At 59.2% G+C, this 12,126-nt stretch carries 10 protein-coding genes; 1 reads left to right on the top strand and 9 read right to left on the bottom strand.

The annotated features are described in order from the left end of the window. Nucleotides 1-86 precede the first annotated feature (86 nt). Nucleotides 87-932: an endonuclease/exonuclease/phosphatase family protein gene (locus AAHA39_RS04035; protein ID WP_042032407.1), complete on the top strand. Its 846-nt coding sequence runs from the start codon at nt 87-89 to the stop codon at nt 930-932. A gap of 75 nt (nt 933-1,007) precedes the next feature. On the opposite strand, the gene AAHA39_RS04030 is transcribed toward AAHA39_RS04035, so the two are convergent. The 9 genes from AAHA39_RS04030 to AAHA39_RS03990 all read right to left on the bottom strand — a co-directional run bounded on the left by AAHA39_RS04030 (nt 1,008) and on the right by AAHA39_RS03990 (nt 11,961). Then, nucleotides 1,008-1,274, bottom strand: a complete 267-nt coding sequence (locus tag AAHA39_RS04030; protein WP_033113477.1) for a GrxA family glutaredoxin — start codon at nt 1,272-1,274, stop codon at nt 1,008-1,010. A 139-nt stretch (nt 1,275-1,413) separates the two neighbouring features. Next, entirely contained in the window at nt 1,414-2,850 is a 1,437-nt protein-coding gene (gene dacB, locus AAHA39_RS04025; RefSeq protein ID WP_156852142.1) for a D-alanyl-D-alanine carboxypeptidase/D-alanyl-D-alanine endopeptidase, read from the bottom strand. 132 nt (nt 2,851-2,982) lie between these two features. Continuing rightward, nucleotides 2,983-4,743 (bottom strand): DEAD/DEAH box helicase, encoded by a 1,761-nt coding sequence (locus AAHA39_RS04020; protein WP_320657060.1) that lies wholly within the window; start codon nt 4,741-4,743, stop codon nt 2,983-2,985. Between the two features lie 104 nt (nt 4,744-4,847). After that, the gene (locus tag AAHA39_RS04015; protein ID WP_033113466.1) at nt 4,848-5,885 is read right to left on the bottom strand and encodes an HlyD family secretion protein; all 1,038 of its coding nucleotides are present in this window, start codon (nt 5,883-5,885) and stop codon (nt 4,848-4,850) included. Between the two features lie 3 nt (nt 5,886-5,888). Beyond that, entirely contained in the window at nt 5,889-6,227 is a 339-nt protein-coding gene (locus tag AAHA39_RS04010; protein WP_033113465.1) for a DUF3302 domain-containing protein, read from the bottom strand. Between the two features lie 211 nt (nt 6,228-6,438). Then, nucleotides 6,439-7,860 carry a carbon starvation CstA family protein gene (locus AAHA39_RS04005; RefSeq protein WP_043851322.1) on the bottom strand — a complete coding sequence of 474 codons (1,422 nt, stop codon included), beginning with the start codon at nt 7,858-7,860 and terminating at the stop codon, nt 6,439-6,441. 140 nt (nt 7,861-8,000) lie between these two features. Next, nucleotides 8,001-8,705, bottom strand: a complete 705-nt coding sequence (btsR, locus tag AAHA39_RS04000) for a two-component system response regulator BtsR (RefSeq protein ID WP_041208400.1) — start codon at nt 8,703-8,705, stop codon at nt 8,001-8,003. After that, the gene (locus AAHA39_RS03995) at nt 8,702-10,372 is read right to left on the bottom strand and encodes a sensor histidine kinase (RefSeq protein WP_041208401.1); all 1,671 of its coding nucleotides are present in this window, start codon (nt 10,370-10,372) and stop codon (nt 8,702-8,704) included. The genes btsR and AAHA39_RS03995 overlap by 4 nt, the downstream gene beginning before the upstream one ends. Before the next feature lie 353 nt (nt 10,373-10,725). Then, nucleotides 10,726-11,961 (bottom strand): HD-GYP domain-containing protein, encoded by a 1,236-nt coding sequence (locus AAHA39_RS03990; protein WP_320657059.1) that lies wholly within the window; start codon nt 11,959-11,961, stop codon nt 10,726-10,728. Between the last annotated feature and the right edge of the window lie 165 nt (nt 11,962-12,126).

Here is a 12,126-nt window from a genome sequence, read left to right as displayed (position 1 = left end):
TGAGTGGAACAGGGACTATCAGCTTAGTCGGCGTTGATGACGTTTGTGATGGTCAAGATACAAAGCAAAGGCGGGCGGTTTAGCCGATGAAAAATAGTTATCGCATTCTTGGCACCTCCCTGCTGACCCTGGGGTTGGTAGGCTGTTTCGAGGTGCCGGATCAGAACCATCTGGTCACGGCCGATGGGATTGTGCCGGGTATCGACTGCCAGCGTCCGCCGCTGGTGGCGCTGGCGACCACGGCGCTGCCCCGTGAATTCGGCATCACGGTCTGGAACCTCTACAAGGGACAGCGCAAGAACTGGCGCGAGGGGATGGACAGCTACGCCAAGGGGCAGGATCTGGTGCTGCTGCAAGAGTCGGCCACCCGTCCCGAGATGCTTGACTGGCTGCGCGCCGGTGATTTCCAGTGGCAACAGCTGCAGGCCTTCACTCAGGGCGGCGTCTCGTTCGGGGTGATGACGGTAGCCAAGACCCCGCAGGCGTTCGTCTGTGGCGTGCGCTCCCCCGAGCCTTTGCTGCGCATCCCCAAATCCGGGCTGGTGAGCCTCTATCCGCTGCAGGGCGATCCTGATGGCGTGCTGGTGATTAACCTCCATGCGGTCAACTTCGAACTGGGGATGGCCACCTTCCGCGAGCAGCTCAACGATTTGACCGCGCTGGTGCGCCGCCATCAGGGGCCGGTGATCCTGGCCGGTGATTTCAACACCTGGAGCGACAAACGCCAGTTCTGGCTGAGCAAGCTGGTTGAAGAGCTGGGTCTGCAGGAGGCCGTGCCGGTGCCTGACTTGCGCCGCACCGCTTTCGGTCGTCCGCTGGATCACCTCTACTACCGTAATCTGGATCTGGTCGAGGTGAGTTCACCGGCGACCGACAGCTCCGATCACAACCCCATCATTGCGCGCTTTGCTGCCCAGTCGCTGACGCCGTGATCCTGTGATTGCCCCATAAAAAATCCGGCGCCAATGGCGCCGGATTTTTTTGCGCTGTTGCCAGCGACAGAGGCATTACTGCTGATAGAGGCCCAGATGCTCTTTGGCGTAGGCTTCAAAATCGGTGCAGCCACCGATGTGCTGTTCGTCCAGGAAGATCTGGGGCACTGTGTTGACCGGCTTGCCGGCGCTCTTGGCCAGATCTTCTTTGGTGATGCCTTCGGCGTGGATATCGACGTAGCGGAATTTGAAATCATCGCGCTGTTCAACCAGCTGCTCGGCAATCTGTTTGGCACGAACGCAATAGGGGCAGCCGGGGCGACCAAAAATCACTGCAAACATCTTTTCTCTCCGTTGGTGAGGCCGTTGTGTGAAACCGTCAGGTCAGGCCATTGATAAGAGGCAGGGGACAGCATATCCCCCCCTCGTCACGACTTAAAGTTGAAATTGTCGATACCGTGATTCGAGCGATTCTATTGCCTCAGTTCTCGTCGGCAATCTGGATCGGCTGCTGCTGGTAGATGCTCTCCAGCACCCCCTTCTCGAACACAGTCCAGGGCCAGGGGGCCTTGCTGGCACGGTAGCGATCGTGGGTCGCCGGGTCTTGCGACAGGCCGCGCTGGAACATCACGAACGCCTTGCGCTGGCCACCGGCGGTATCGATAAAGCCCACCAGGTTGGAGGTGCCGGTGATGGTGCCGGTCTTGGCGTGCACCTTGTTCTTCATCATGGGGGCGGTGACGCTGCGCCGCCACGCCAGAGTGCCATCCACCTGTGAGCTTGGCAGCAGCTTGATAAGGCCAAGCTCGGCATCATTTTTCTGGATGAAGTTCAGCACCGACAGCATCTGGCGGGCGCTGATGAGATTGTGAGCGGAGAGGCCGGAGCCGTCGGCCAGGGTGGCGTTGCCCAGATCGATGCCGTTCTTGGTCAGGATGGCGCGCACAGCCATGGTGCCGCTGCGATAGCTGCCCGGCTTGTTGTAGTAGTGGCGACCCACGGTTTTGAGGAAGGTATCGGCATAGAGGTTGTCCGATTTCTTCAGCATTTTGGCCAGCATCACCGGCAGGGAGACCGAGTAGTGGGTGCCGAGCGTCTCGGCGTTGTCCGGTGCCTTGTGGGTAACCCGCAGCAGGCCGTCATGCTTGATACCGGCACGGTCCATCGCCCAGCGGATGTTGTCCCAGCCCCAGGCTTCCACGTCGTGGATGGCGAAGCGCAGACCCTGCGGATCCTTGTTCGGGGTGATGCAGCCCTTGAGTTCGTAGAAGTTGCCCTTGGCCATATCTACTTCCAGTGCGCAGAACTGGCGCGCCATGTCGGCATAGCTCATCACCTCCACGTTGTCTGCACCGATGCCGATGGGCACGCCGGTGGCCACATTGCCGACCGCCGGTTTGCCAATCTGGGTGGCGGTGATGGTGCCGTAGGCACAGTTCTTGTCGATGATGACCGAGGAGACGGGAGCGGCGAAGCAGAGGGTCTGATCCCCCCATGACCAGCCGTTACCGCGCTCGTAGCCGTTGTAGGCGCCGGTATTGACGTAGACGTTGCCCTTGATCTGGTTGACGCCAAGTTGCTTGAACAGGGCCAGCAGATCCATCCGTGACAGGGTGGGGTCGCCGACGAAGTTGATCCAGATATCGCCATTGATGACGTTGCCCTGCTTGGCGCCGGGCTGGGCCTGAATGTCGGTGGCAAAGCGGAAGTCGGCGCCAAGCTCAAGGCGGGCCGCCAGCGCGGTGAGCACCTTCATGGTGGAGGCGGGGGCGATCATCTGATCCGCATGACGGGCAAACTCAACGCCGTTGTTGCCCTGCACTATGATGGCGTACTGGCCACCCTGAGGGGGCGTCAGCGGGGCGGCGTGAGCCGCCAGAGAGAAAAGAGCACAAAAACCAAACAACAGCCGCTGCATAACATCCTCTAATGTGACGAAGGGGCCAGACCGATAGCACTGGCCCTGATAATTCAACCTTGTTTCACCCGCCGATGCATGATCGGCCGTGGTAAAGCAATTCATACGATTTATGCCGGTCGCCACTGGCCATCACGCCAGCGAGTTGGCGGTGCGATAGCGACCCTCATAATCAAAAATCTTCTCTTTTATCTGCCAGAAGCGCCCCGATTTGCGGGCGATGACGAAATCGGGATGGCGAAACTGGCTTTCTGCCGCCAGCACGCTCGCCAGGGTGGCAAATTCGGGCTCCAGACCCGGGGCGGGCCAATGATGACGCACAAAGTGCTGTTGAAACAAGCGCCGTGCGCCCTCGGAGTGAAATCCGAAGTACTCATTGAGGGTGAGACCATCCTCATCGTGATAGATCACCTCCAGCCGCTCCCCCTGTTTGCCGCGCCCTGCGGTGAAGGTGAGACCGGCGCAGCGGATCACCATGCAATCCTTGAGATTGAGCGCCTCTTTAAGCTTGTCGTCAGGGTCGACCAGCAGCTGATCGCAGCTCTGGCAGTGACGGGCGGCGATGTCATTATCGCTGCCGCAAGCGGGGCAGATCTTGGCGCGAAAGCGGTAGTCGCACTCTTCGCGGTTGCCCTCGTCATCTTCAAACAGCCCCTGACAGCGGCGGCCATAATGCTCGATCACCTTGCCATCCTCGTCGGTCTTGCCCCAGAAGGTGTTGGCAAAGCCGCAGGCGGGGCAGGGCACCTGCACCGGCTCGGTACCGGCGTGGGGGCGAGGTTCCCCCACTTCGGGGGCAAACAGGTTGAAGTTGTTGCCGGCGTAGTCGAGCACCAGACAATCCTCCTTGCCCGGCGAGAGACGCAGGCCCCGCCCGACGATCTGCTGATAGAGCGAGACCGACTCGGTGGGCCTGAGCATCACGATAAGATCGACATGGGGGGCGTCGAAGCCGGTGGTGAGCACCGCCACGTTGACCAGAAACTTGAGCTCGCGCGCTTTGAAGGCGTTGATGAGGGCATCGCGCTCCGGCCCCGGCGTTTCGCCGGTGATAAGGGCTGCCTGTTGGCCTCGGGCGCCAAGCAGGCCGTGAATTTCACGGGCGTGTTCGACAGTGGCGGCGAAGATCATCACCCCCTGCCGGTCGGCGGCATACTCCAGTACCTGACTCAGGATATGGGGGGTGACCCGCTCCTGCCGCTTGAGCTCGCCGTTGAGTTCCGCCTCGCTGAAGAGGCCATTCTCCCGTGGCACCAGCTTGCTGAAGTCGTAGTGGACGATGGGGGCATCCACCATGCGCGGCGGCGTCAGGTAGCCGTTTTTGACCATAAAGCGCAGCTGCAGCTCGAACACGCAGTCGCCAAACAGCCGCTCGCCGTGGCTTTTGACCATGCCGTGGTAGTGGCGCCGGTAGATCCAGCCCAGCCCGAGCCGATAGGGGGTGGCGGTGAGGCCGAGGATCTTGAGGGCCGGATTGGCAGCCTTGAGATGGTCGATCACCTGATGGTACTGGCTGTCGTCATCGAGCGAGACCCGGTGGCATTCGTCGATGATGAGCAGCGAAAACGCCCCGTCGAAGGCAGCCAGATTGCGCGCTACCGACTGCACCGAGCCAAACACCACCTGTGCGCTTGCCTCCTTGCGATCCAGCCCTGCGGCGAAGATGTCGGCCTTGAGCCCCCACGCCTCGTACTTGGCGTGGTTCTGCTCCACCAGCTCCTTGACATGGGCCAGTACCAACACCCGACCGCGTGCCTTGCGGGCCAGTTCGGCGATCACCAGACTCTTGCCGGCGCCGGTTGGCAGCACTACCACGGCGGGATCCGGGTGTTTGCGAAAGTGGCTGATAACGGCGTTGACGGCGTCGGTCTGGTAGGGTCTGAGAACGAACATGCAGGTTTGGCGCGGGGCAGGGCAGGATGGCGCCATTATAGGGGTCTTGGCGCCACAAAAACAGCGGGCCGGCATGATGCCGGCCCGTTGAATAGATTGTGTGCTTAGTGGAAGGGGAAGATGTAGTTCATCCAGCTTGCCATGCGCAGCAGTACCTTGCGCATCACCGAGACGTGGTGGAAGTACTCGGTATAGACGGCGGCCTGTCCGCTGGCACCGGCAATCACCTGATACTTGGCCCACTCGGGGTCGGTGATGGAGATGAGCACCGGCATGCGGCCCGGGCGGATAGCGCTGGTCTGATCCAGCAGCATGGCGTTGGCCTGCACGTTGCCGGCGGCGATGGCCGGGATCACGGCGGTCACCTTGCCCTTGAAGATCTTGCCGGGGATGCCGTCGATCACCACTTCTGCCTCGTCACCCACAGCCAGACGCTGCATGCTGTTCTGCCAGAACCAGCCGACATAGGCGGTCTCATCCTTGTGGATGAAGGTCATCACCGGACGATACATGAAAGGGGTGGCGATCATGCCGGGACGCAGGGCGAGCTGCACCACATGGCCATCGCTCGGGGCATAGACCACGGTCTGGGCCAGCTGGTATTTGGCTTCATCGAGCTGAGCCTGCAGGTCTTCCAGCATGGCACGTTGCTGATCCATCTGGGCGGCGATCTCGTCCACGCTCGCCTGAGTGACGTCGAGGTCGCGCTGCTTGCCGACGCCACGGCGCATCAGGTCGCTGGCGCGATCCCGATCCAGCTTGGCGGAGCGCAGTCTGGCATCGATCGACTTGAGTTGATCCTTGTTGGCATTGAGCCGTGCAGTCAGGCTTTCCACCTTCAGCTTGAAGGGCTCGTCATCAAGGCGAAACAGTACGTCACCCTTTTTCACCGGCTGGTTGGCTTGTACCGGCACCTCAACCACCCGGCCCTTGACCAGCGGCACAATCGGGGTTGAGAGGTAGTAGTTACGAGCCATCTCGGAGTAGGGGTGGTTGTAGTTCATCAGCATGATGAGGGTGCCGATGAGGATCACGCCACCCAGCGCTGCGGTGGGAACAGTCCACTTGTTGAGCGGGATCCGAAAGATTTTGAAGATGGCCACGCAGAGTGCCGTGTAGGTCAGGATCAGTAGCAGGTCCATGATTTATCCCTGTTGCTCTTGCTGTTCGATATGGTTGAGACGGCCTTTCAGCTCGGCCAGCTCCTCTCTGAGGGCCGCGATATCGTCTTCATCTTTTTGCAGGCGCTGGTTAAAGCCCCAGCCCCGATCAGGGCGGTAGAGGGTGGCCCAGATCCAGAGGAACGGCCACAACACGTGCAGCGTAAACAGGCTGACCCAGCCGGCAACATGGATGGCATCCTGATGAGGGTGATTCCGATGTTTGGCGATTTCGTAAGGAATATCGTGGATCACGATGACTCCGTAGAAGATGACCAGCGCGACAAAGACGAGCAGGCCAAGGGCAAAGTAATCAAGGAACATGCATAACCTCCACTGGCTTCAAGCACAGCTTTATCATTGATTCATATATTCGGGAAAGCAATTGAAAATCACATATTTATCGTCAGGCCGCACGGAATCTTAAGGGCTTGTGCTGTATAGGAGCTTAAGGGAATAACGGGTTGTTTTATTGGCTTTTTTGTCAATGTAAAAGGGGCCTGTTGGCCCCCTTTTTTACAACCGGATACCGGCATCACCCTTCGCTGGGGTTGCTGACCAGCGGTTGGCGGAATTTCACCAGGAAGGCCACGGTAATCATGGTGGTGGCGGCCAGACCTATGATGGTCGAGATCCCCATCTCCAGCCCGAACCCGATGGGGGCGTTGGCCAGGTAGGTAAACACCACGGCGGTCATGAACATGGCCGGGATGGTGCAGACCCAGTGCAGCTTGCCCTCTTTGATGAGGAAGGCGGCAGCGGCCCACAGCATGATGACGGCGGTGGTCTGGTTGGCCCAGCCGAAGTAGCGCCAGATCACCCCGAACTCGGCCTTGGAGATGATGAAACCAAGGATGAACATGGGGATGGCGATCAGCAGGCGCTTGGCCATCGGCTTCTGGGTCAGCTTCAGGAAGTCCGCCACGATGAGGCGGGCACTGCGAAACGCGGTGTCGCCCGAGGTGATAGGCAGGATCACCACACCGAGAATGGCCAGAATGCCGCCCACGGTGCCGAGCAGGCTGGTGGAGACTTCGTGTACTACGGCCGCCGGGCCGCCGTTGGCCATGGTGGCGTTGAGCGCTTCGGTGCTGTCGTAGAAGGAGAGACCCAGGGTGCACCAGATAAGGGCGATAATCCCTTCACCGATCATGGCGCCGTAGAAGATGAAGCGGCCGGACTTCTCGTTCTGCATGCAGCGCGCCATCAGTGGTGACTGGGTGGCGTGGAAGCCGGATACCGCGCCACAGGCGATGGTGATGAACAGCAGCGGCCAGAGCGGTAGCTCGGTCGGGTGCAGGTTGGAGAAGTCCATCCCGGTGTTGTAGAAGCCTTTGCCGGAGACAATCAGACCGATGATAAGGCCGACCGACATGAAGACCAGCAGGGCGCCGAAGATGGGGTAGAAACGGCCGATGATCTTGTCGATGGGGACTATGGTCGCGAGGATGTAGTAGGCAAAAATCGCCATGATCCAGTAGACCAGATCGGTGGAGGTGAGGTTGGCGAGCAGCCCTGCCGGACTCAGCACGAACACCACGCCGACCAGCATCAGCAGTACCACGGCGAACAGGTTCATGAAGTGTTTGGCAGCATTGCCCAGATGCTCACCGACTACGGTCGGTACCGAGGCGCCTCTGGCGCGCACCGACAGCATGCCGGAGAAGTAGTCGTGAACCGCACCGGCGAAGATGCAGCCGAAGACGATCCAGAGCATGGCGACCGGGCCATAGAGGGCACCCAGAATGGGGCCAAAGATGGGGCCGACGCCGGCGATGTTGAGCAGTTGAACCAGATAGACTTTCTTGTCCGACATGGGGACATAGTCCACCCCGTCAGCCATGGTGATGGCGGGGGTTTTCAGCTCTGGTTTCGGGCCGAATATCCGCTCGATGAATTTGCCGTATATGAAGTAGCCGGCCACAAGTAAGCCGACACAGAGGAAGAACCAGATCATTGCTACGCTCCTGCATTGTTATTTTTAGGTGTGCGCAGCCACTCTAGGACGTTGGGCTGTTAATGGCAGGTGAAAAAAGATGAGCGGCGCCATGGCGTGCCGAACGGTCGGCGGCTGTGATCAGGCGCACACTCCACGGTTCACTCCAGTCCCAGTTGCTCCTTCAGCTCTTTCAGGTAGCGGCGGCTGACCGGTACCCGGGCACCGCTCGGGGTGACTATCTCCGCCAGCTGGTTATCGAGCAGTCGGATCTCGAAGATGGCGTCGGGGGCGATGAGATACTGGCGGTGGCAGCGCAGCAGCGGGCTCTTCTCCTCCAGGGATTTGAGGGTGAGCTGGGTGTGGAACAGTTCGCCCTGACAGGCGACATGGACGCCGCCCAGATCGGAGAAGGCATACTCCACCTGCTCGATGGGCAGCAGCCGTACCCGGTTGTGCAGATAGCCGGGAATATGGCGGATGGCGGGGGCCAGCGCTTCGACCGGTTGCGGGGAGATATCTTGCTTGAGACGGGTGAGGGTCTTGGCCAGCCGCGCCGGTTCCACCGGCTTGAGCAGGTAGTCGAAGGCGTTCTCTTCAAATGCCTGAATGGCATATTCGTCAAAGGCGGTGACAAAGACGATGCGGGGCAGGGGGTCGAGCATGGCGACCAGCTCCATGCCACTCAGCTTGGGCATCTGGATATCGAGAAAGACCACGTCTGGCTTGAGGCGCTGAATAAGCGGCAGCGCCTCGATGGCATTGCCCGCTTCCCCCACTATCTCGATGGCGGGATCACAGGCAAGGTGCTGTTTCAGCTCTTCGCGGGCGTAGTGTTCATCATCGACAATCAGGGTCCGGATCATGGTTGCTCCTTGGGCAAGGTGACGGAGATGCGGGTCCACTGTTCCGGCTCGCAGCTGACGGTCACCCCGTAGCGCTCGCCAAAGGCGCTCTTGAGGCGCCGATCCACTATGGTCATTCCCAGTCCATCCCCGGCCGGTCGTGGCTGCCAGGCACCGGCGTTGTCCTCCACATGGATGGTTACTGTCTCCTGTGTCTCTTCCGTGTAGAGATGCAGGCACCCCTTATCCAGCAGGGTGGAGATGCCGTGCTTGATGGCATTTTCGATAAGGGGCTGCAGGGTGAAGCTTGGCAACTGCAGCGTGGCCAGATGGGCCGGAATATCGTTTTGCACCGTCAGTCGATCGCCAAAGCGGGCCAGCTCGATCTCCAGATAGGAGCGGCAGTGTTCCTGCTCCTCCTGCAGGGTGGTAAGGCCGCTCTGGCGCTTGAGATTCTTGCGGAAAAAGCGTGACAAATGCAGCAGCAGATCCCGCGCCTTGCCCGGATCCTGGCGGGTGATGGCGCTGATGGTGTTGAGGGTATTGAACAGAAAATGGGGATTGATCTGGGCCTGGATCAGTTTGAGTTCGGACTGCACCAGCAGCCGCTGCTGCTGCTCCAGCCGACCGGCCAGCAGCTGCTGTGACAGCAGGTTGGCGATCCCTTCTCCCAAGGTGTGGTTGATTTTGAGAAAGAGCCGCTTTTTGGGCTCGTAGAGCTTGATGGTGCCGATCACTCCTTTGTCCCCCTGCAGCGGGATCACCAGCACCGAGCCCAACTGGCATTGAGGCGAAAGGCTGCAGCGATAGGGCTGGCTGTTGCCATCGGCGAACAACACCTTGTTGCGCTCTATGGCGCGCATGGTGATAGCCGAGGTGATGGGCGTGCCCGGCAAGTGGTGATCTTCGCCGGTGCCGATAAAGGCGAGGATCTTGTCGGTATCCGTAATGGCCACGGCGCCGACGCCGGTCTCCTCCTGAATAATCCGGGCAATCTTGTGGCTCGCCTCGGGGGTAAAGCCCTGACTCATGATCCCCACGGTGCGGTTGGCGATATTGAGCGCCTTGGCGGAGAAGACCCGGGAGAACTTCTCATACATCTGCTGCTGATCGCGGATCATGCTGATAAAGAGCGCTGCACCGCAGGAGTTGGCCAAAATCATCGGGGTGGCGATGGTGCGCACCAGCAGCAGGGATTTGTCGAACGGGGTCGCCACCAGCAGGATGATGACCATCTGCAGGATTTCGGCATAGAGGGTGGTAAAGAAGGCGATGCGCGGCTCGAACAGTGCATCCATCTTGCCGGCCCGCATCAGGCGCCAGTGCACTATGCCGCCCAAGAGCCCTTCGCAGGTGGTGGAGATGGCGCAGGCGAGATCGGTAAATCCCCCCAGAGTATAGCGATGCAAACCTCCGGTCAGTCCCACCAGAAATCCCACCAGCGGACCACCCAGCAAGCCGCCCAGTACGGCACCGACGGCCCGGGTGTTGGCGATGGCGTCATCAATGTCGAGGCCGACATAGGTGCCAAGGATGCAAAAGCTGGAAAAAATAATGTATATCAGTACCTTGTGGGGTAGTCTGACAGAATAGTTGGCAAGCGGGCGCAGCAGCGGGCTTTTGGAAAAGAGGTAGGCGATCACCAGACTGACGCTCATCTGCTGCAGCAAGGAGAGGACCAACTGCATAAAAAACGCTCCTCATAAGTCGGGTGAAATAATCGCCAGCCCGTGCATAAGTGTGATCAGGATCTTGTTCTGGCTGCCGAACGGGGCGGCACGGTCTGCCAGTTTGCCAGAACGGCTGGATAAAACCATATTAAATCAGCAAGTTAAATTGATATTTGTGTAAGCGCACCGGGGTTGGTATTGGTGGATGGAGCATGAATGTATCCGCTGGATACGCCACACGGAGGTGGCGTGCTCCGCCCGGCCCAATGGCTGGGCGTTTTTTATACATGGTCAGATGACAACCTTTCGGCGGGTCTTCGAGCAATTATTCCGGTTTGTCCAATGAGTTATCCCCAGCTTCTGGGGATAACTCAAAACGCAAAGTAGTAACAGAAGCGTCGAGTCAGATTGAAGAAGAGCCGTTGCCCCTCATCCAGCTCTTCCTGCTTGATAAAGGCGGTGATGGTGCGCTCGTCCTCGCGCAGATCGATCATCGGTACGGCTTCCGGGCGCTGTCCCTTGATATAGGTGAGAATTTTCGGTTTGAGCGGCATGGTCGGTTCGGTGGACAACACCAGAGCCACCGTTTCGTCCGAGAGTTTCACCAGCGATCCCGGTGGATAAACCCCCAGCACCTTGACCAGCAGCTTGACCAGCGTCTGATCGAACTTCTTCTGGGAGAGTTTGTAGAGCTGGCTGATGGCTTGGCTGGGCGCCGCCGGATTGGCGCTGCTGCGCGGATGCAGCAGCTCGTCATAAAAGTCCACCAGTCCGATCAGACGTGCCAGCGGTGGTATCTCTCCTCCCTTGATCCCCAGCGGATAGCCGCTGCCGTCGAGCCGTTCATGATGCAGATGTGCCACCTGACGGATCTTGGGCTCGAAGGCATTGAGCTGGGTCAGCATGTCTAGACCGTATTGCGGGTGCATATTGAGAAAATTCTGCTCTGCCTTGCTGAGCTCCCCACGCTTCTGGATGATCTGGCTCGGTATCTTGAGCTCGCCGATATCGTGGATAAGTCCGGCCAGACCGGTCTCTTCCAGTTCAATGGGGTTCATGCCCAGCTCGCGTGCCATCAGCATGGCGATAAAGGCCACGTTGAGGCTGTGTTGCAGCAAAATGTCGGTGTGGGGGTTGCGGATCAGGTGCAGCCCGAGTGGCCCTTCATGCTGACTGAGCTGGAAGGCTGCATTGCGAACAATCTGGGCGGTATTGGCTAGCCCCTCGTCGGGTTTCAGGTTGAGGGAGCCTAATGCGTCGCGCAGCTCGCTCATCGACTGGCCAAATGCCTTGTCGGCGGCACGCATGGAGCGGCGAAATACTTTCTCATCAAAAGGGGGGGGGGCAGAGGTGATCCGCTCCTCCTGCTCTTCGAGGTCGGGGCCGGCATCTGGCACATCGCCGCGCAACAGCGGCTCGATCGGCAGGTCGCTCTTGTCGGGGTCCACCATCATCAGGTTCAGATCAAGGTGGCGAATGATGTCCAGCTGCTGCTGATCCTTGATTTTGAAGGCATTGAACATAAAAGGATGGTTTGTCCATCCGGTGGGAAGATGGATAAAGTGGCCAACCCTCAGCTGTTCTATAGAGGCTTCGATCAGTGCCATTGATGAACTCGCATTTCTTGAATGCCTACCCAACAAGCTAGCAAAATCCGATGGATAGACAACAAAAAAACCAAGGTAACGGTTGACTGGATGCGAGGCTGTGATGATGCGCACGGAGCGCTGCGTTATCTCTTAATTCAAGCTTAATTTTTGCCTTCTACGCTG

Origin of the sequence: Aeromonas sp. SE22, from assembly GCF_038739755.1 — a bacterium.
Lineage (GTDB): Bacteria > Pseudomonadota > Gammaproteobacteria > Enterobacterales > Aeromonadaceae > Aeromonas > Aeromonas jandaei.
This window is presented reverse-complemented; position numbering and strand designations above follow the sequence as displayed.